This is a genomic window from Kitasatospora aureofaciens, from assembly GCF_001188955.3.
In the GTDB taxonomy this organism is placed as follows: domain Bacteria; phylum Actinomycetota; class Actinomycetes; order Streptomycetales; family Streptomycetaceae; genus Kitasatospora; species Kitasatospora aureofaciens.
In genome coordinates, this window is the sequence record NZ_JPRF03000097.1 from 1 (window position 1) to 18,440 (window position 18,440).

At 73.0% G+C, this 18,440-nt stretch carries 18 protein-coding genes; 12 read left to right on the forward strand and 6 right to left on the reverse strand.

Annotated features, from left to right (window positions below; genetic code table 11):
* The coding region (locus HS99_RS38810; protein WP_107406525.1) for an ATP-binding protein at nt 1-1,529 on the reverse strand (1,529 nt) is incomplete at its 3' end.
* Between the two features lie 449 nt (nt 1,530-1,978).
* Here HS99_RS38810 and HS99_RS38815 point away from each other — a divergent pair.
* The 8 genes from HS99_RS38815 (at nt 1,979) to HS99_RS38850 (ending at nt 6,930) form a co-directional block, all read left to right on the forward strand.
* Nucleotides 1,979-2,914 (forward strand): class I SAM-dependent methyltransferase, encoded by a 936-nt coding sequence (locus HS99_RS38815; RefSeq protein WP_234355216.1) that lies wholly within the window; start codon nt 1,979-1,981, stop codon nt 2,912-2,914.
* Complete coding sequence (locus HS99_RS38820) at nt 2,898-3,446, forward strand: GNAT family N-acetyltransferase (protein WP_030550534.1); 549 nt, start codon at nt 2,898-2,900, stop codon at nt 3,444-3,446. Before HS99_RS38815 ends, HS99_RS38820 begins: the two co-directional genes overlap by 17 nt.
* Nucleotides 3,447-3,515: 69 nt before the next feature.
* A complete protein-coding gene (locus tag HS99_RS38825) occupies nt 3,516-3,929 on the forward strand; it encodes a hypothetical protein (protein ID WP_030550537.1) in 414 nt (137 codons plus the stop codon).
* Nucleotides 3,930-3,943: 14 nt separating this feature from the next.
* Nucleotides 3,944-5,086 carry a sensor histidine kinase gene (locus HS99_RS38830; protein ID WP_232790710.1) on the forward strand — a complete coding sequence of 381 codons (1,143 nt, stop codon included), beginning with the start codon at nt 3,944-3,946 and terminating at the stop codon, nt 5,084-5,086.
* Nucleotides 5,083-5,691: a response regulator transcription factor gene (locus HS99_RS38835; protein ID WP_030550540.1), complete on the forward strand. Its 609-nt coding sequence runs from the start codon at nt 5,083-5,085 to the stop codon at nt 5,689-5,691. Before HS99_RS38830 ends, HS99_RS38835 begins: the two co-directional genes overlap by 4 nt.
* 186 nt (nt 5,692-5,877) lie before the next feature.
* The gene (locus tag HS99_RS38840) at nt 5,878-6,189 is read left to right on the forward strand and encodes a hypothetical protein (RefSeq protein ID WP_030279623.1); all 312 of its coding nucleotides are present in this window, start codon (nt 5,878-5,880) and stop codon (nt 6,187-6,189) included.
* Entirely contained in the window at nt 6,179-6,466 is a 288-nt protein-coding gene (locus tag HS99_RS38845) for a hypothetical protein (protein ID WP_030279625.1), read from the forward strand. The genes HS99_RS38840 and HS99_RS38845 overlap by 11 nt, the downstream gene beginning before the upstream one ends.
* A gap of 38 nt (nt 6,467-6,504) precedes the next feature.
* Nucleotides 6,505-6,930, forward strand: coding sequence for a hypothetical protein (locus HS99_RS38850; RefSeq protein ID WP_141763905.1), 426 nt, complete (start codon nt 6,505-6,507; stop codon nt 6,928-6,930).
* 7 nt (nt 6,931-6,937) lie between these two features.
* Here HS99_RS38850 and HS99_RS38855 read toward each other — a convergent pair whose 3' ends face one another.
* A complete protein-coding gene (locus tag HS99_RS38855; RefSeq protein ID WP_030550542.1) occupies nt 6,938-8,050 on the reverse strand; it encodes an ABC transporter substrate-binding protein in 1,113 nt (370 codons plus the stop codon).
* A gap of 368 nt (nt 8,051-8,418) precedes the next feature.
* On the opposite strand from HS99_RS38855, the gene HS99_RS38860 reads away from it, so the two are divergent.
* The gene (locus HS99_RS38860) at nt 8,419-9,498 is read left to right on the forward strand and encodes a DUF4190 domain-containing protein (protein WP_046386586.1); all 1,080 of its coding nucleotides are present in this window, start codon (nt 8,419-8,421) and stop codon (nt 9,496-9,498) included.
* Nucleotides 9,499-9,652: 154 nt separating this feature from the next.
* Nucleotides 9,653-10,471 (forward strand): DUF4389 domain-containing protein, encoded by an 819-nt coding sequence (locus HS99_RS38865; RefSeq protein ID WP_063738026.1) that lies wholly within the window; start codon nt 9,653-9,655, stop codon nt 10,469-10,471.
* Nucleotides 10,472-10,824: 353 nt separating this feature from the next.
* Here HS99_RS38865 and HS99_RS38870 read toward each other — a convergent pair whose 3' ends face one another.
* Nucleotides 10,825-11,673, reverse strand: coding sequence for an NAD(P)H-binding protein (locus tag HS99_RS38870; RefSeq protein ID WP_030279637.1), 849 nt, complete (start codon nt 11,671-11,673; stop codon nt 10,825-10,827).
* Between the two features lie 126 nt (nt 11,674-11,799).
* On the reverse strand, nt 11,800-12,681 hold the full coding sequence (locus HS99_RS38875; RefSeq protein ID WP_030550548.1) for an SDR family oxidoreductase: 882 nt from the start codon (nt 12,679-12,681) through the stop codon (nt 11,800-11,802).
* Nucleotides 12,682-12,766: 85 nt separating this feature from the next.
* Between HS99_RS38875 and HS99_RS38880 the strand changes: the two genes are divergently transcribed.
* Both HS99_RS38880 and HS99_RS38885 read left to right on the forward strand, forming a co-directional pair.
* The gene (locus tag HS99_RS38880) at nt 12,767-13,345 is read left to right on the forward strand and encodes a TetR/AcrR family transcriptional regulator (RefSeq protein WP_030550550.1); all 579 of its coding nucleotides are present in this window, start codon (nt 12,767-12,769) and stop codon (nt 13,343-13,345) included.
* Between the two features lie 187 nt (nt 13,346-13,532).
* Nucleotides 13,533-14,315 (forward strand): phosphotransferase, encoded by a 783-nt coding sequence (locus HS99_RS38885; protein WP_030550552.1) that lies wholly within the window; start codon nt 13,533-13,535, stop codon nt 14,313-14,315.
* Nucleotides 14,316-14,360: 45 nt separating this feature from the next.
* On the opposite strand, the gene HS99_RS38890 is transcribed toward HS99_RS38885, so the two are convergent.
* Both HS99_RS38890 and HS99_RS38895 read right to left on the reverse strand, forming a co-directional pair.
* Nucleotides 14,361-15,368 (reverse strand): NADP-dependent oxidoreductase, encoded by a 1,008-nt coding sequence (locus tag HS99_RS38890; protein ID WP_030550555.1) that lies wholly within the window; start codon nt 15,366-15,368, stop codon nt 14,361-14,363.
* Nucleotides 15,369-15,676: 308 nt separating this feature from the next.
* The gene (locus HS99_RS38895; RefSeq protein ID WP_030550557.1) at nt 15,677-18,253 is read right to left on the reverse strand and encodes a collagenase; all 2,577 of its coding nucleotides are present in this window, start codon (nt 18,251-18,253) and stop codon (nt 15,677-15,679) included.
* Between the last annotated feature and the right edge of the window lie 187 nt (nt 18,254-18,440).

Below are 18,440 nucleotides of genomic sequence, written 5' to 3' on the forward strand. Positions count from 1 at the left end.
CCGCTGGGCTGCGCGGTGCCGCGGGCGGGCGCGGAGAAGACGGCCCGGCCGGTCGGACGGCTGCGGCGGCGCTGCGGCAGGCCGTTGGCGGTGCGCTCGGTGACGACCACCTCGTCGTCCCCGACGCCCGGGCCGGACGGGCCCCACGGGTTGGTCGCGCCGAAGGACGGCCCGACGCCGGCGGACTTCCCCAGGCCGGCGCTCTGCCCGAGTCCGGCGCTCTGCCCGAGTCCGGCGCTCTGCCCGAGTCCGCCGGAGGGCCCGGCGCCGGCGGAGGAGGTCCGGGCACCCCAGGGCCGGACGGGGGCGGCGTGCCGGGGCGGGTTGGCCGGGAGCGGCCGCGGGCCGGAGAAGGCGCCGATGCCGTGCGCCCGCCCGGTCGGGGGAGCGGTGGTCAGCAGCTCCTGCGGCACCACCAGCACCGCGCGCACGCCGCCGTACGCGGAGCGGCGCAGCGACACCTGGAAGCCATACGCCTGGCAGAGCCGGCCGAGGATGGCGAAGCCCAGCCGGGGGGACTCGGTGAGGTCGTCGAAGTCCTTGGAGACCATGGCCTCGCGCATCGAGCGCTCGGCCCGGGCGCGGGCCTCGTCGGTGAGCCCGAGGCCGCCGTCCTCCACCTCGATCGCTATCCCGCTCTGTACCTCGGAGGCGCTCAGGTGGACGTGGGTGTGCGGCGGGGAGTAGCGGGTCGCGTTGTCGAGCAGCTCGGCCACCGCGTGGATCAGGGGTTCGACGGCCGGGCCGGTGACCGAGATCTGCGCGACCGGGTGCAGATCGACCCGCTGGTACTCCAGGATCCGGGACATCCCGCCGCGCAGCACGCTGTACAGCGCGATCGGGCGGGTCCACTGGCGGCCGGGCCGGGCGCCGGAGAGGACGGCGATGGAGTCGGCGAGACGGCCGACCAGGGCGTTGCCGTGGTCCAGGCGCAGCAGGTCGTCGAAGACGGCCGGGTCGTTGCCGTGCCGGTCCTCCATCTCCCGCAGGTCCTTGGCCTGGCGGTGGATGATCGCCTGGACCCGCCGGGCCAGGTTGACGAAGGCGCGCTCGGCGGAGTCGCGCCGGCTGACCTCGTCGTCGACGGCCTGGGCGATGCCGCGCACCACCAGCTCCAGCGAGTGGCGGAACTTCCGTGACAGCAACGGGTTCGGGCGCTGGAACGGCTGGAGCAGCACATCGATGGACGAGCCGTACCGGGCGCCGCCGACCAGCCGGCGCAGCTCGCCGGTGGCCATCCGCTGGATCTCGTCCTCCTGCGCGGCCAGCTTGCGCTGCAACTCGTCCACTCGACGGGCGTGTTCGTCGCGCAGTTCGGCGAGGGCCCGGCCGCGGCGGGCGGATTCGGCGGCCACCACGGCGACCAGGACGGTGGCCGTCGCCCCGCACCACAGCAGTTGGGCCCGGGCTCCGGCCGACACCACCACCGCGGCGACCCCCACCGCAGCCGCCATCACGGCCGTGGGCAGCAGCCAGCCGAGCAGGGGCGCGGGGCGCCGTCTGGCGGGTGACGATCCAGGTCGAAGCATTCGGAATCCTCAAACGATCGGAACGGAACGGGAACGGGCGACGACCGGCTCCGGAGGCGTGGTGCTGCAGCATAGCCAAGTTCAGGACAATCCTGACCGAAGCTCAAAAATACTGTCCGTCAACCGACTTGTGGCAACTTGCCGCACATGCCGGACATCTCGCACACCAGTCGCAGCCCGGGTCGACGGCGCCCGGCCACCAAGGCTTCTCGCCCGGGCGCGTCCGCACAGGCAACCCGGTCCGGATTCGCTCATGTGAAGGGTTTCCGGCCCAAGTCGGCACGGGCGTGGGTGAGTTCGTGCTAAGCGTCGCGCCGGAGCCGTTCGTCACTCCTGCGGGGGACGGCCCGGGCGCGGTACGGGGGCGGTGCGGCATGGCGCAACAAGTGTTGCTCATTGGAGCAATAACTGTTGACGGTTCGCGCGCCCGATCCCTACAGTGCGGAGCCATGGACATGAACGATCTCGGTCGGCGGGTGGCGGCGGACGTGGCCGGTGGGGGCGGGCTGGACGGCCTGCAGCGGCTCTCGGGGGTGATCGAGGCGCTGGAGGAGCGGCGCACCGACCTGGTGGAGGAACTGCGGCGCGGCCGCGAGGCCACCTGGGAGGAGATCGGCCGGGCCTGCGGGATGACCAGGCAGGGCGCGACCAGGCGCTGGTCCGGGCGGCTGCAGGCCCGCTCCTTCGGCCTCGCCGCCGCCTCCTACCAGCACGGCCGTCCCGGCTACCCCCAGGCGCTGATCGGCTCGGCGGTGCCCCGCGAGGCCCGCCGGGTACTCGATCTCGGCGCCGGCACCGGCAAGTTGACCGCTCTGCTGGTCGACGCCGGACTGGACGTGGTCGCGGTGGAGCCCGACGGGGGCATGCGCGACCGGCTCGCCGCCGCCGTACCGAAGGCGGCAGTCCGGGCCGGCTCGGCCGAGCGCATCCCACTGCCCGACGCCAGCGTGGACGCGGTGGTGGTCGCCCAGGCCTGGCACTGGTTCGACCGAACGACGGCCGTACCGGAGATCGCCCGGGTGCTCGCCCCCGGCGGGACCCTCTCCCTGGTGTGGAACGTCCGCGACGAGACCGAGCCCTGGGCCGCCGCCCTCGGCGCGCTGATGCACCGCTCGGCCCGTCAGCAGATCGACACCGCACCCGTCCTGCCCGCCCCGTTCGGCCCGCCCGAGCGGCTGGAGATCCGCTGGGAGCACTCCACCACCCCCGCCGGGATCATCGACCTGGTCGCCTCCCGCAGCTACGTCATCGCCCTGCCCGAGGCCGAACGCGCCCGGCTGCTGGCCGACGTCGAGCACCTGCTCACCACCCACCCCGGCCTGGCCGGGCGGGAGGAGATCGCCATGCCGTACGTGACCAGGTGCACCCGTGTCCGCCTCGGCTGACCCCGCCGCCGTCATCCGCCGCCTCGGCGTCGCGGACGCCGAACCGTACCGGGCCTTCCGGCTCACCGCCCTGCGCGAGACACCGACCGCCTTCACCTCCGACTACGCCGAGGAGCGCGCCAAGCCGATGGCCGACACGCTGGCCCGCCTCGCCGAGGTCCAACAGGGGCCGGGCGTCCTGCTCGGCGCCTTCGGGCGCGACGGCGCCCTGGTCGGCACCGCCGGACTGCGGGTGCAGCCGCGCAGCCAGGAACGCCACAAGGCCGTCCTGTGGGGCATGGCGGTGGCCCGCTCGGCGGGTGGCCGGGGGATCGGCGGCGCCCTGGTGGACCGGGTGCTCGCGGTCGCCGCGGAGGACGAGCAGCTGCGACAGGTGCTGCTGACCGTCTCCGAGGGCAACGAACCGGCCCTGCGCCTCTACACCTCCCGCGGCTTCGAGGTGTGGGGTCGCGAGCCCCGGGCCGTTCTGGTGGCGGGGCAGGAGGTCGCCAAGCTGCACATGGTGCGGCTGTCGGCCGGGCCGACGGGCTGACAATTGTCACGGTGCGACGGTGTGGCAGCACACTGCCGTCCGGCCCCGCACCGCGGCCACGATGAGGGCATGACCTCCACCGACCTGAACCGCCCCGACACCCGTCGGGCCTTCCGTACCGTACGGCGACTCGTGCTCGCCTACCTCGGCGTCAGCGCCCTCACCCTGGTCGCCGCCTTCGCCCTCCGCGACCACACCGACCTGATCACCCCGGCCGTGTGGGTCCGCGGCACCATCGTGCTGGCCGGCGCCGCCGTCGCCCTGCTGCTCACCGTCCGCGCGGCCCGCGGCTCGCGGGGGGCGTTCCGGCGGCTGCGGGTCGTTTCCGGCGCCATGCTGGTCGCGATTGCTGCGATCATCGCCGTGCCGGGGGTCTTCCCGGTCTGGATGAAGATCGAACAGGGCTTCTGCGGCCTCGCCCTGCTGGGAGTCGCCGTGGTGCTCAACGGACGGCAGCTGCGCGCGCTGTTCGCCCGGCCCTGAGAGGGGACGCAGAAGTGACCGAGCCCGACCGTGAGAACACGCCGCCCCTCGCCCACAGCTGGGCGGGCGGCTGGCGGCGGATCATGCTGGGCACCGGAATGCTGGTCTTCCCGACGCTCACCGCGGTGGCCGTGAGCGGCGACGTCGGCGGGTCCGCAGCGGTCGCCGGGCTCGCCGTGGTCATCGCGTTCAGCCTCTGTTACGTGCTCCTCGCGCTCGCCCTCGGGCGCGAGCGGCGGAGCTTCGTCAAACCGCTGCTGGCGGCGATGACCGCCCTGTTCCTGGCCTCGCTGCCGTTCGCTCACGCGGACGCCTTCTTCCTGGCCACCGTGATCGTCTCGGTGGTCGCGGTGCTGTGGCGCCGGCACACCCTCCCGGTGGTGGCCGCCGGCACGGTTGCCGCCCTGCTGGTGCCCTGGGCAGTGCCCGCCTGGCACACCGGACCGGGGGGATTCCAGGCGCTGGCCCTGCTGTTCACCTCGCTCACCTGCGGGGCCTTCGCCGAGATCGCCGCCACCAACCGGGCCCTGGTCGCCGCCCGGGCCGAGGTCGCGCGCCTCGCCTCCGAGGCCGAGCGCAACCGGATCGCCCGCGACCTGCACGACCTGCTCGGCCACTCGCTCACCGCGATCACCGTCAAGTCCCGCCTGGCCCACCGGCTGGCCGCCAAGGACCTGGACCAGGCGGTGGCCGAGATGGCGGCCGTGGAGTCGCTCTCCCGCCAGGCCCTGGCCGACGTGCGTGCCGCCGTCACCGGCTACCGCGAGGTCACCATCGCCGGTGAACTCGCCCGTGGCCGCGAACTGCTGCGCGCCGCCGGGGTGGTGGCCGACCTGCCCAAGGCGGCCGACGCGGTCGGGCCGGAGCAGCGCGAACTGTTCGGCTGGGTGGTGCGCGAGGGCATCACCAACGTCGTCCGGCACGCCCGGGCGTCGCGCTGCTCGGTGCTGCTGACCCCCACCTCGGTGGAGATCCGCGACGACGGCCCGGGCGGTGCCGGGCGCGGCCTCATCGGTGCCGGCAAGGGCCTGACCGGGCTGCGGGAACGGGTCGCGGCGGTGGGCGGTACGGTCGAGGCCGGCCCGCTCGATCCGCGCGGGTGGCGACTGCTGGTGACCGTCCGGCAGGCCGACCCGCGCTCAGAAGGGACGACATGACGATCCGCCTGCTGCTCGCGGAGGACCAGGAGCTGGTCCGCACCGCGCTGGGCGCCCTGCTCGACCTGGAGGACGACTTCGAGGTGGTCGCCGCCGTCGGACGCGGCGACCAGGTGGTCGAGGCCGCGCGCGACCACCGTCCGGACGTCGCCCTGCTGGACATCGAGATGCCCGGACTGGACGGCTTGGCGGCCGCCGCCGTGCTCGCCCAGGAGGTCCCCCGCTGCCAGGTGGTCATCCTCACCACCTTCGGCCGCGCCGGCTACCTGCGCCGCGCCATGGAGGCGGGGGCGCTCGGCTTCGTGGTCAAGGACGCCCCGGCCGAGGTGCTCGCCGACGCCATCCGCCGGGTCGCGGCGGGGGAACGGGTGGTCGACCCGGAACTCGCCGCCGCCACCATCGCCGCGGGCGCCTCCCCGCTCACCGCCCGTGAACGGGACGTCCTCGACGCCTCCCGCTCCGGCGCCGGAGTCGCCGAGATCGCCGCGAAGCTGTACCTGTCCGAGGGCACCGTCCGCAACTACTTCTCCTCCGCCATCGCCAAGACCGGCACCCGCAACCGCACCGAGGCCCTGCGCGTGGCCGACCAGCGCGGCTGGCTGTGAGGACGCCCCGGTGCACGGGGACGCGCGGGGCACCCGGGACGGTCCCGCGGGCGCCTCCGGGACGTCGGCACCGTGCCCACCTCCGCAGGCGCCGCGAGTTTCGGGGCCTGTGGGGCCGGTTAGACGCACGGAGTCGAGGCTGCGGGAGCGGCCGCGCGCGGAAGGACGACCCCGGAGGAGGAGGGCATGACCGGACCGCAGGGCGAGAAGGACCAGGGCGAGTCGACGGTCCAGCGCTTCGCGGCGGGGTCGTTCGTCTGGGTGTTCGCGGTGACGGCGGTGGTGCTGGGCGTGCTGGCCGGTCTCCTCCCCGTCGACGGCACGACGACGGGCTACTACGCGCTGGGTGCGCTCCTGTTCGCGCTGCTGGCGGTCGGCACGGCCGTCGAGCGGACGGCCGTCCGGCGGCGGGCGGCGGGTCGCCGGCGTCACGGGGGAGGGCCACCGGTGCGAGACTCGTCAGGGGGACGGAACGAAGGACGGAACCATGACGGGTGACATCGGGATCGAAGCACTGGGTGATCACGAGTACCTCGTGAGCTTCCCCACCGGCGGCGAGGCGGTCTTCTCCCGCTTCCAGGCCAGCGAGGCGACTCTGGCGCAGCTGAGCCAGGCCCGCGCCGACGAGAAGCGGATCGTCGCGGAGACCGCCGCCTACCTCTCCGAACGCCAGCAGACGGCCGACCTCCCCCCGATGATCGACCTTGACGACGTCGCCGCCGCGTACGGCGACGACTACCTTGAGGAACTCGGGCGCCGTCTCAGCACCCGGTGACGGGCGACGGCGCGGCCCGCGGGCCGGTGGTGTGGGCGATGGCCGTTCGTGAGGCCGTCCAGGGGCCGCCGATCGCGGAGCTGATCGTGGAAGTGGGGGCGAACCTGCACGCCGACCTGTTCGAGGCGGCCGTCGACAGCGGTTTCACGGTCGCCGCCGGTGAGCCCCCGGCGACGACCGGGGTGATCGAGGTCGGCGGCGGCCGGGTGGAGCGGCTGCTGCTGGTCGGCGGCCGCCAGGGGTGGGAGCCGGGCTCACGGGTCGAGGTGTCGCCGCGCTGGCTGGCGGCGGCCGAGGGGCGGGGTGAGGCGGTAGTGGTGGTCGTCCCGCCGCCGGACTGGCCGCTCGGGCCGGTCGCCGAGGACCTGGGGACGCGGGTCGACGCGTTCACCCGCTGGGTCGAGGAACAACGGGTGGCGGGCCGGGTACTGCACGGGGCGGTGTCGGTGCGCGGTTGGGCGTGAACGGGCCTCAGCCGGTGTGCAGGACCCGGAAACGCCCGGGTGCCGCCGGATCGCGGTCGACGACCTGGACCGGCGGCCAGGCCCACTGCCACACGATGATGCCGGGCGAGCGGGAGAACCGGATCGGCCCCCGGGTGCCCTCCACGCCGACGCGCGGCCAGGCCTCGGCGATCGTCTTCCGGCCCGTACCGGCGGTGCGCAGCACCTCGGCGAGGACCGTCACCGTGTCGTAGCCCTCGAAGGCCACGAAGGAGGGCGCCTCGCCCAGCCGTTCGCGCAGGGCTGCGCCGACCCGCGCGCCGAGCGGGCCGAGCCGCTCCGGCAGGTAGCGCAGGAACGGGACGCCCGCGCCGTCGGCGCCCAACAGGACCGACCACTCGGCGAATTCGGGCTGCCCCGCCGGAGCGCCGATCAGTACCTCGGTGAGGCGCCCGTCGTGGCGAACGGCCCTGACGATCGGTACGGCGGGCTCCGGGTGGCCGACCAGGAGCAGCAGGGCCGTCGCGTCGTGCCGGACGAGCTCCTCGCACAGGGCGGCGGGGGAGAGCGCGCCGGTGTCGAGTTCGACGACGGTGCCGCCGTGCGGAGCGAGGTGGTCGCGCAGGACGCGGACCCCGGCGGCCCAGTAGACGCTCGGCCGGGTCGCCACGGCGATGCGGCGGTGGCCCGCACCGAGCAGGAAGTCCGCGTAGATCCGCCAGCTGTGGGACTGCGCCGGGCACAGGCGCGCGACCAGTTCCGACGGCTCGTCGGTGAGTGCGTCCAGCACCGCGGAGGAACAGAGGAAGGGCAGGCCGAGGGCGTCCGCCCTGGCGGCCACGGCGCGGGCGACGACGCTGTGGTACTCCCCGGCCACGGCGGCCACACCCAGGCGGTCGAGTTCCTCGACCGCCTCCGCGGCCCGCTGCGGGTCGGCCGCGGTGTCCCGGACCAGAAGTTCGAGCTGCCGTCCGGCGATCCCGCCGGCGTCGTTGACGTCGCGGACCGCCGCTTCGAGTCCGGCGAGCACGTGCCGGCCGGCCTCGATCCAGCCGGGCCTGGTCAGCGGGACGAGGGCGCCGATGCGTACGGATGGCCCGTCAGCGGGCACGGTGGCGGACGCCGTTGGTTCCGTACTCATGCGCTGGTGCCTCCCGACTGACGGTTCGGGGGCAGGCTCCCTGATCACCGACCGGAACACAAGCGGATTTTCTCGTCCCGGAGGGCGGTAGCCGAGCGCGGTCGCGCGGGGGTCGGAGGTGTTTCAGTCGCGGACGAAGCACGGCGGTGGTTCCTGGCCAGGGCCGGTGTCCGGGATGACGCCGGGCACCTGTATGTTGATCAGTCGCCGATCCTGTGGCGGTCCCGTGCCGGGGTGCCGACGCACGGGCCCGGCCCGTACCGGCGCCTGTTCCGCGCAGGTGGGGCCGCTGCTGCCGGGGAGTCCGAAGGATTCCGGCCCGGGGATGAACTGCCGCTCACCGTAACGACGTTCGCGAAGGATCTCGTATGACCGCTCCCGTCCCGCCCGACAGCCCGAAGTCCACGGAGGAGGCGCCGGCCGGCACCGACCCGTGGGCGCCGCCGAACCCGGGTGCGGGCGAGGCGCCGGGCCAGGGCGAGGCCACGGTCCCCGCCCCCGCGGCGGCCCCGGGAGAGGAGGCCGCCGTCTTCGCCGCGCCTCCCGGCGGGCACCCGGGCGGGCACCCGGGAGCACCGTACTGGCCGCCGTACCCCGTCCCGCCGTACCCGGTGGGGGCGCCGCAGCCCCGCAACGGCCTGGGCATCGCGGCGATGGTGCTCGGGATCGTCGGCACCGCGCTCAGCCTCGCCGTCATCCTGTTCTGGCTGTCCTGGCTGCCGGCCCTGCTCGCCCTCGTCTTCGGCTTCATCGGCCTGGGCTACGCGCGCAGGGGCGTGGCGACCAACCGGGGAATGGCGCTCGCGGGCGTCGTCCTGGGCATCACCGGCCTGGTCGTCTCGATCGGCGCCGGGGTGTTCGTCGTGGCACGGGTGCACACCGTGAACGAGGAGCGCAGGGCCGAGGCGGATGCCGCCCGGGCCCGCGCAGATGCGGAGCAGCGGGCCGCCGACGAGCGGCTGGCGAAGGCGAAGGAGCGGCTGGAGGCCGCGCGGAAGAAGGCCGAGGCCGACCGCCGGGCGGCGGCCGCGGACGAGCGCGCCCGGCGCCTGTCGTTCGGCCAGTCCTACACCTACGGGGACGGCCTGAAGGTCACGATGGCGGCGCCGGAGCCGTACGTCCCGAGCCGGACGGTGTTCGAGCCGCCGAAGGACGCCACGATCGTCCAGGTGAAGATCACCGTGGTGAACACCGGCTCCAAGGAGGTCTCGCTCCACGGGTCGGGGCTGCCCTTCGTCCACGACGCCAAGGGCGGCCTGGTCACCACGCTGATCGACGGGAGCGACCGGATGAAGATCCTCGGCGGCTCGCTGGCGCCGGGTCAGGACGCCACCGGCGTGTCCGCGTACGCCCTGCCGAACGGCGCGGCGGACACCTTCTCCGTCGAGTTCGACTACGGCAGCGGGCTGGAGCGCAAGAACGTCATCTGGACCGGCGCCCCCAGCTGACCCGGCGTCCGGCGGGCCCACCCGGCCCGGGCCGTCCGCGTTACCCGTCCGGCGCAGCGTGGCGCGCGGGGCGGGCGGGGGGCTGCGATCTTCGGAAGGCACCCGGCCGTGCCCGATCGGCGGGTCCCGTCGTCCCGACACCGTGGAGGCCCGGATGTGGCAGGCTCCCCCCGCCCCCGTCAGCCGCGAGTGGCTTCCGGTGCTGGACATGCCGGCGCCCGGCCCGCAGAACCGGTTGACGGTGCTGGTGCGCTTCCTGCTGCTGATCCCGCAGCTCGTGGTGGTGTGGGTGCTGTCGGTGGTGGCGTTCCTCGTCACCGTGATCGGCTGGTTCGGCGCGCTGGGGCTCGGCCGGCTGCCCGGCTTCGTGGCGGACTACCTCACCGCGTACCTCCCCTACGACACCCGGGTCACCGCTTACCTGATGCTCACCGTGGACCGCTACCCGCCGTTCCGGTTCCGGGCCCCGGAGTACCCCGTGCAGGTCGGGCTGCGCCCGGGCGAGCTGAACCGGCTCGCCGTCCTGTTCCGCATCATCCTGGCCATCCCGGCGTCGATCGTGCAGGGCGTGGTGTACGCGGGGTGGTGGCTGGTGGCGTTCGTCATCTGGCTGGTGGTGCTGATCCTGGGCCGGATGCCGCAGGCGCTGTACGAGGCGACCACGGCGATCGTGCGCTACCGGATGCGCTACATGGCCTACCTGTTGATGCTCACCCCGGCCTACCCCAAGCGGCTGTTCGGCGAGGAGCCGGGCAGCGAACCCGAGCCGGTGTCGGCCACCCGCCCACTGGTTCTGAGCGGCGCCGGGCGCGGTCTGCTCGTGCTGTTCCTGCTTCTCGGCGTGGTGTCCTGGGTGACGGGCTCCGTGACCGGCTCGGTGAGTTCCGGCGACGACAACGACGACGACAACGGTCCCAACCCGACCCAGCGCGTCATGGCGCCGCTCGTCCCTGGCCCCGCCGATCGGAGCTGACTCCGGTCAGGCGCACGGTACTTGACGGGATCGTCGGTGGAGCGGGATGCTGTGCGGCAGCCGGGCCAGCTGGCGTGAATGAGATCGCAGCCTCGTTCACGTCAGCTGGCCCGGTGTGTTCTGCCCGGGCTCACGGTGTCTGTGGGCCCCGTATGGCGGCAACCTGCCGCACGTGCGGCGGTTCGGCCGGTGTGCCGGGCGGCGTGGGCGCCGCCCGGCACGGTGTCAGTCCGGGACCGGTTCTCGTTCGTTCCGTTGCAGGCCTCGCGCGTCATGGTGGACCGGGGCTCGAGGATTCGCTGGGCGGGTTCTGGGTGCCGTAGTCGCCGAAGCAGATGTAGCCCCGGCCCGGCTCAGCGGAAGTCGTCGGCGTGGTCGACGGCCCACTGGGCGTAGGTGTGCGCCGGCGTGCCGGTGATCTTTTCGGCGATGACGGAGGTCGGGGCCGGGACGCCGTCGGCAGCGGCCCACTGACTCACGATCGCCTCGGCCACGACCGGATGCATCGTTCTGCCCACGTCCGCGCGAGCCTGTTCGTCGGAGACGTGTTCGATCCGGATGCGGCGGCCGAGGGCCTCGCCGATGTGCTCGACCTGCTGTTGGAGGGTCAGGGACTCGGCTCCGTAGACGGTGTACGCCTGGTGCGAGTGGCCCGGTTCGGTGAGGGCGGTCACCGCAAGCGCCGCGATGTCCTTCTCGTGCACCGGTGCCGACTGTGCGAGCGGATAGGGAAGACGGACGACGTTGTCCGTGCGGACCGATTCGGCCCACCAGGTGCGGGTGTTGATCGCGAACGTCCCTGGCCTGACGAACGTCCAGTCCATGCCGGACCGTTGGACGGCCTGCTCGATCGTGCGGTTCAGGCGGGGGACCGGGTGGTCGGCGTCGTGGTTCACGACCGACACCGACGAGAGCAGGACCACCCGCCGGATCCCCGCGGCTGTGGCCGCGGCAGCGACCTTCTCGATGTGGTAGGGCTTCTGGGGGTCGAGCATTCCGTACAGGAACATCTTGTCGGCGCCGTCGAGCGCCGCGGGCAGCGTCTCGGGACGGTCCAGGTCGGCGACGACGGCTTGCCGTCCGGGCGTCGAGCCCGGGACCGGGGTCCTGCTGACTGCTCTGACCTGCTCGCCGGCGGCCAGCAGGCCGTCGGCCACGTGACGAGCGACGTTACCGCGAGCGCCGAAGACAACTGTCACCATGACGGGGGCCTCCTACGGGGTGTGGACCGGTTGGTTGTGGACGTGAACGGCCGCACGGCGGCGCTGCCGAGTTGGGGGGGCTGCCGTCGTCGGGGCGAGCGCCGTAGCAGGCCTGCCGGTCGCCGATCAGGGCTGGATGTTCTCCAGGTCCTCCAGGAGGCTGAGGTGCTTCGGCTCCCAGCCGAGGGTCTGCCGGGTGCGGGCGCTGGACGAGGGCTGGTCGTTCGCGAAGATCGGGCCGAGAGCGCCGTACGTCTGCGGCGGCACCGACTCGACCGGCAGGCCCAGCCGTCGGCCGATGACCGCGGCGATGTCGCGCACCTGGTCTCCCTCGTCGCCCACGGCGTGCCAGGAGGTTCCGGCTTCCGCCTGTTCCAGCGCGAGCCGGAAGAGGACCGCCGCGTCGAGGGCGTGCACGGCCGGCCAGCGCTGTGTGCCGTCGCCCGGGTAGCCGGACACTCCGGTCCGGCGTGCGATGTCGGTCAGCAAGCCGGCGAACCCGCCCGTGCCCTGGTTGTGGACCGTGCGCGGCAGGCGTACGGCCGTGCTCCGGACCCCGCGCGAGGCCAGGCCCAGGACCGCCGTGACGGCGCGGCCACGACCACCGACCGGCCCGTCGGTCGGCAGCGGGTCGGCCTCGGTGGAGGCGCGGCCCGGCACATGGGGCGTACCCGAGCAGGTGACCAAGGGCCGACCGGTGCCGATGAGTTCCTCGCCGAGGGTGGCGAGGGCGGCACTCTCCTCGGCGACCGCCCTGGCGACGGCGTCGGGGCTGCTGAAATCGTTGGCGAATGCCAGGTGGATCACCCCGTCGGCCTGGGCGGCGCCGGAGCGGAGGACGTCCAGATCGGCGAGGGCTCCCCGGAGGGGCTCGGCGCCGGCCGCCTCGGCGGCCAGCGCGGAGGCGTCGGAACGGGCGAGCGCGAGGACGCTGTGGCCGTTGCCGAGCAGTTCGGCGATGACGGCGGAACCGATCAGACCGGTGCCACCCGTGACGAAGACGTGCATGGGACTCTCCCTCAAGTGACGGGACTCTTGTCCCATCACTCTAGCAGGGTGATGGGACAAGAGTCCCGTCACGTATGATGGGCCCATGGCTCGATGGGAACCCGGTGCACGCGAACGCCTCGTCATGGCCGCAGTCGACCTGTTCACCGAGCAGGGGTACGACGCCACGACGGTCGCGCAGATCGCCGAGCGCGCCGGGGTCACCAAAAGCACCTTCTTCCGGCACTTCCCCGACAAGCGGGAGCTGCTGGTGGCAGGACAGGAGACGCTGAGCCGGCTGCTGACCGAGGGCATCGCCGAGGCGCCCGATGACGCCAGCCCGCTCGAGGCGGTCGCTGCCGGTCTTGAGCGCGCGTCGAGCACGATGGGGCCCATGAACCGCGAGCTCGCCCCGCGCCTGAAGGCCGCCGTCGCCGCCAGTGTCGAGCTTCAGGAGCGTGACGCCCTCAAGACCGTCAGCCTCGCGGCCGCGATGGCGACCGCCCTGGTCGCCCGCGGCCTGTCCGACCCGGCCGCGGCCCTCGCGAGCGAGCTGGGCGTCCTCGCCTTCAAGCGCGGGTTCGCCGAATGGTCCGAGGGTGACCGTGACGGCAAGGACGAGCTCACCGGGTACGTGCTGGCGGCCCTGGACGAGTTGCGCACGGTGAGCGCAACGCTGGGCTGAGCGTCCCGCTCATCGGCACCGGTCCGGCTGCGGCGCCGGGTCCGCCGGATGTCCGTACTCGGCGTCGCGGCCGTCGTCGGAGCGCCGTTGTTCGTGATGTCCGTCGCGGGTGGGGTGCTTCGACGGCCGGTGGAGCGGTGAGGCCGACGCCGGCCGGGGCCCCGGGGTGGACCGGTACGCTGCCTCCATGATCGAGGACGGCGCGACGGAGCGGGGCAGTGTGACCACGGTCCGGCGGATCGGTGAAACGATCCGCCGGCCGGTCGGCGAGTGGACGCCTTCGGTGCACGCGCTGCTGGCCCACCTGGAGGCGGCGCGCTTCACCCGTGCCCCCCGACCGCTCGGCGTCGACGGCACCGACGAAGTGCTGTCGCTGCTGCACGGCGAGCCCGCCTTCGGACCCTGGCCGGCGAAGCTGCGGTCGACCGCCGGAGTCGTTGAACTCGGACGCTGGCTGCGCGACTACCACGACGCCGTCCGCGACTTCCGGCCGCCGGCCGGCGCCCGGTGGCGGGGCCAGGAGGAGGAGTGGCGGCCCGGCATGGTCATCCGGCACGGCGACCTCGGCCCGTGGAACTCCATCTGGGACGGCGACCGACTGGTCGGGTTCATCGACTGGGACTTCGCCGCGCCCGGCCACGCCCTCGACGATCTCGCGCAACTCGCCTGGTACGCCGTCCCGTTGCGCTCCGTCGAGAAGCAGCGGCGAGCGGCAGTCACCGGCGGGCACGTCCTGCGGACCCGGCTCGACGCCCTGTGCGCCGCCTACGGGGCGGAGCCGACGGCGGTGCTCGACGCGCTGGAGGCGCTCCAGTCACGCGAGGCCGAGCGCATCGAACGGCTCGGCGGCCTGGGCCAGGAGCCCTGGGCGACCTTCCTCGCCCGTGGGGACGTGGCCGAGATGGCCGCCGAGCGGTCCTGGCTCCGGTCACAGCGCGCGGCGCTGCGGGCGCTCCCGGCAGGCCGCTGACGCCGGGGTGGCCGCCGGGAATCCCCGGCGGCCACCCTTTCCCGGTCACACCAGGCGCAGCACCAGCTTGCCGGTGTTCTCGCCGCGGAACAGCATCCCGAAGGTCTCCGGGAAGTCGGCCACGGTGCCCTCGACCACGTGCTCCTTGACCTTGATCCGGCCCTCGCCGATCCAGCCCGCGATCTCGGCCGCCGCCTGGGCGTAGCGGCGGGCGTAGTCGAAGACCACGAAGCCCTCCATGCGGGCGCGCCGCACCAGCAGCGACAGGTAGTTGGACGGGCCCTGCACGGCGTCCTCGTTGTTGTACTGGCTGATCGCGCCGCAGACGACCACCCGGGCGTGCATCGCCAGCCTGGTCAGCGCGGCGTCCAGGATCGGGCCGCCGACGTTGTCGAAGTAGACGTCGATGCCGTCCGGGGCGTGGGTGCGCAGCGCCTTGCGGACGTCCTCGGAGCGGTAGTCGATCGCCGCGTCGAAGCCGAGCTCCTCGGTCAGCAGGGCGCATTTCCGCGGTCCGCCGGCGATGCCGACGACACGGCAGCCCTTCACCTTGGCGATCTGCCCGACCATCGTGCCGACCGCCCCGGCGGCGCCGGAGACCACGACGGTCTCGCCCTCCTTGAGCGCGCCGACCTCCAGCAGCCCGAAGTAGGCCGTCATCCCGGGCATCCCGAGCGCGCCGACGTAGGTGGACAGCGGCGCGAGCGCGGGGTCGACCTTGAGCGCGCCCTTGCCATTCGACACCGCGTAGTCCTGGACCCCGAAGGTCCCCACCACGTGGTCGCCGACCTGGAACTTCGGGTGGTTGGAGGCCACCACCTCGACCACGGACCCGGCCCGCATCACGTCGCCCAGCCCCACCGGCGGCAGGTACGAGGGCCGGTCGTCCAGCCATCCGCGCATCGCCGGGTCCAGCGACAGGTAGCGGGTGCGCCCCAGGAACTCCCCGTCGCCGGGCACCCCGACGGGCTCCTCCCCGTACTCCCAGTCCTCCGGCCGCACCTCGCCGACCGGGCGACGGGCGAGGCGGATCTGGTGGTTGACGTCGGTCATGGCATCTCCTGGTGGCGCGCTCGGTGTCCGCATGGGCAGGTGCCGATTCTAAGCAAGCGCTTAGTCATCTGGCCAGAGAATGGCCGGATCCGGTCGGTGGCGCCGGCCGCGGCTCGGCGATCGGCCGCTTGAACTCCCCGACCGGTCCGCCGAAACCCTCGGCTGCGTGACCTGGCCCGGGCCGTCGCCGAGCGCGCCGCCGCCTCCTGACGTCCTGGGCCGAGGCGGACGGCCTCCTGGTCCGGGGTGGACGGCCGAGCGGCGCGCCCCCGGTCGGGGACGCGCCGCTCGCTCGTTCGATCAGCGGATCAGTACTGGGTGCTGACGGTCACTCCGCTGAAGTCCGTGGTGGCGTACAGGCTGACGTACCGGTAGCCCGCGGTGGTGTTGGTGACGGTGAGGGTCTGGGCGGTGCCCGGGTTGGTGGAGGCGGCGGTGTGGGCCGCCGGGGAGGCCCAGGTGTCGGCGTTGTAGTAGAGGGCCGCGCTGCCGGTTCCGCCGGAGGCGGAGACCTTCAGGGTCGTGGTGCCGGCCGGCAGGTAGAGGTAGAAGTAGTCGAGGTTCCCGGCGGTGCGGGCCTGGTTCGGACGGGAGCAGTTCCGGCCGAGGGCGTCGGTGCGCGGGTCGGTGCAGGTGGGCAGGGTGGCGCTGCCGCCCGTGGTGACGGTGACCGAGGCCGGGGTGCTGGCGGACGTGCCGTCGCTGTCGGTGACGGTCAGGGCGACGGTGTAGGTGCCGGCGGCGGCGTAGGTGTGGACCGGGTTCCGCTCGTCGGAGCTGCTGCCGTCACCGAAGGTCCAGTGCCAGGAGGCCAGCGACGCAGCGGGGTTGGTCTCGACGGACTTGTCCGTCAGGGTGACGGTGGCGCCGTCGACGGACTGGCCGAAGAGGGCGGTGGGGCCGTGGGCGTAGCAGGCGCCGGCGGCGCAGGCGGCCAGCCAGCTGTCGAAGTCGGCGTCGTAGGAGGTGCCGAGACCGTTGTAGACCGCGTAGCCGCCCTGGTAGTCGCCGGTGCGGAAGTGGCCGAGCACGTTCTGGACGTCGGCGGGGTGCTTCTCGAACATGTAGCGCACGGCGAGGTAGCCCCACGGGTAGGTGCGCACCGTGTCCGAGTTGTCGTAGGTGTTCTGGAAGATCGTGCTGAGCTTGTACCGGTGCGCGGCGGCCTCGTCCATCGCCTGGGTGTCGGTGGTGCCGCGGTAGGCGTAGGACTCGTACTCGGCGACGCCCTCGATCCACCAGATGTCCGGGACGGAGATCTCGGTGGAGAAGTTGCCCTTCATGTCGTAGATGTTGTCGAGGTAGTGGGTGTACTCGTGGTTGAGGTTCCACACGTTGGCGGGGAAGCCGTCGTTCCACGCCTTCTGGTACATCACCGAAACGGGCCTGTTGTTGGGGTCGGTGACGTCCATGATGGTCTCGCCGCCGTTGTCCGTGGAGTTGCCGTAGATCGCCCAGGAGTAGGTCTGGTAGTCCTCCCGGCTGGAGAAGACGGCGAGGGTGATGGTCTTGCCGTACTGGTCGGGGACGGCCCCGTTGTCCTTGACGAGGTTGTGGAAGAACGTGTCCTCGCCGCGCAGGCTCTCGCAGACGGTCGACAGCTCCTCGGGGGAGAGGCCCTCGGTGCGTATGGTGCGGTTGTCGCACACCAGGGTGTTCGGCAGGACGGCGGCGGTGAGCTTGCCGGGCAGGTCGCAGGTGCCGTAGTAGGAGCACTGGGCGTTGTCGTACTGGTTGGCGTTGTACGCGGTGTAGACGTACAGCTTGCCGACGGCGCCGGAGATCGGAGTGCTGTCCAGCACCTTCTTGACCAGCGGCTTGGCGAAGGCCTCGATGCTGCCGCCGTCGCCGGCGGTGCGGGCGAGGTCGTTGCCGGCGTTGACGTCGAGGAAGGCGTTGGGGGTGGTGAGCAGGTCCTTGTGGTTCTGCGCGAAGTTCGCCAGCGTGGTGGCCACGCTCGGGTCGGCGGTGACGGCCTTGACGTAGTCCGGGTTCCAGTTGGCGCGCCACAGCGGCGCCCACAGCACGGAGTTGACGGCGTTGACCATCTTCGGGAACGCGTTGTACCCGTTGTCGTAGCTGCTGAGGACCTGCTGGTAGACCTTCAGGTAGCGGGCCTGGATGTTCGCGCTGTCGGTGAGGACCAGCACCTCGCCGAGCACGGCGCCGTTGGCGTCGCTGACGTCCTTGCGGTGCGCGGTCGCGAAGAAGGCGTCGAGGCCGGCCTGGACGGCGGAGGTGAGCGTGGCGTCGTAGGGGCCCACGGCACTCGCGTTGTTGGACTGGACGTAGTAGCCGGCCCGCAGGAAGAGCACGAGCTGCAGGAGGTTGGCGGAGTTGTCCCCGGTGTACTTCGCCGCCTGGGCCTTGAAGGCGTTGGCGACGGCGAGCATCTGCGACTGCTTGAAGACCTTGCCCGCGTCGGTGCCGGTGACGTTGAACAGCGTCTTGACGCAGTCCGTGGTCGCCCCCTGGACGAAGGAGACCAGGGCGGCGCCGCTGCGGCTGCCGAAGTCGGCGGACGTACAGCTGGGCGCGGCCGGGGCCTGCGCGGTCAGTGCGCGTTTGGCCGCGGGCGAGGTGGAGCGGGAGTCCGGGGCGGTCTGGACGGCCGTCCCGGTGGGCTGGAGCGACTGGCCGAGCAGCTCCGGCGGGAGCGGCGCAGCCGTGCGGCCCAGGTCCTCGGAGGTGTCGGCGGCGGCGGTCTCCGCGCCGAACGGCTTCGGCGCGGCGGCCCCGGCCCGGGCCGGGGCCTGTGCCTGGGGCGTCGGGTTCGCGGCCGCGACGGTCGTCGCCGACGCGGCGAGGGCGGGGGTCGGTAGCAGGGTGGCGGGGCCGGCGAGGGCGGCGGCCACCAGGAGCGGAAGGGATTGGCGCAGACGCACTGCGGTGTCCTTGTCCTGAGGTGGGGGAGGTGACGCGGCGTCGGCCACGAGGTGAAGGGGAAGTTGACGTGTGACCTGTCACCGGAATCAGGGTCAGAACAATGTCACAGGTTATATGTCATCGCAAGAGTGTGCGCGGCAGTGCCTCCGACGGCCGTCGGCAGCCGCCGGAGTCCTCAAATCACGT

Coding starts and splice junctions, on each gene's coding strand:
- HS99_RS38815 (WP_234355216.1), top strand. CDS start 1,979: ATGGACATGAACGATCTCGGTCGGCGGGTGGCGGCGGACGTGGCCGGT.
- HS99_RS38825 (WP_030550537.1), top strand. CDS start 3,516: ATGACCTCCACCGACCTGAACCGCCCCGACACCCGTCGGGCCTTCCGT.
- HS99_RS38835 (WP_030550540.1), top strand. CDS start 5,083: ATGACGATCCGCCTGCTGCTCGCGGAGGACCAGGAGCTGGTCCGCACC.
- HS99_RS38840 (WP_030279623.1), top strand. CDS start 5,878: ATGACCGGACCGCAGGGCGAGAAGGACCAGGGCGAGTCGACGGTCCAG.
- HS99_RS38845 (WP_030279625.1), top strand. CDS start 6,179: ATGACGGGTGACATCGGGATCGAAGCACTGGGTGATCACGAGTACCTC.
- HS99_RS38850 (WP_141763905.1), top strand. CDS start 6,505: ATGGCCGTTCGTGAGGCCGTCCAGGGGCCGCCGATCGCGGAGCTGATC.
- HS99_RS38855 (WP_030550542.1), bottom strand. CDS start 8,050: ATGAGTACGGAACCAACGGCGTCCGCCACCGTGCCCGCTGACGGGCCA.
- HS99_RS38860 (WP_046386586.1), top strand. CDS start 8,419: ATGACCGCTCCCGTCCCGCCCGACAGCCCGAAGTCCACGGAGGAGGCG.
- HS99_RS38865 (WP_063738026.1), top strand. CDS start 9,653: ATGTGGCAGGCTCCCCCCGCCCCCGTCAGCCGCGAGTGGCTTCCGGTG.
- HS99_RS38870 (WP_030279637.1), bottom strand. CDS start 11,673: ATGGTGACAGTTGTCTTCGGCGCTCGCGGTAACGTCGCTCGTCACGTG.
- HS99_RS38875 (WP_030550548.1), bottom strand. CDS start 12,681: ATGCACGTCTTCGTCACGGGTGGCACCGGTCTGATCGGTTCCGCCGTC.
- HS99_RS38880 (WP_030550550.1), top strand. CDS start 12,767: ATGGCTCGATGGGAACCCGGTGCACGCGAACGCCTCGTCATGGCCGCA.
- HS99_RS38885 (WP_030550552.1), top strand. CDS start 13,533: ATGATCGAGGACGGCGCGACGGAGCGGGGCAGTGTGACCACGGTCCGG.
- HS99_RS38890 (WP_030550555.1), bottom strand. CDS start 15,368: ATGACCGACGTCAACCACCAGATCCGCCTCGCCCGTCGCCCGGTCGGC.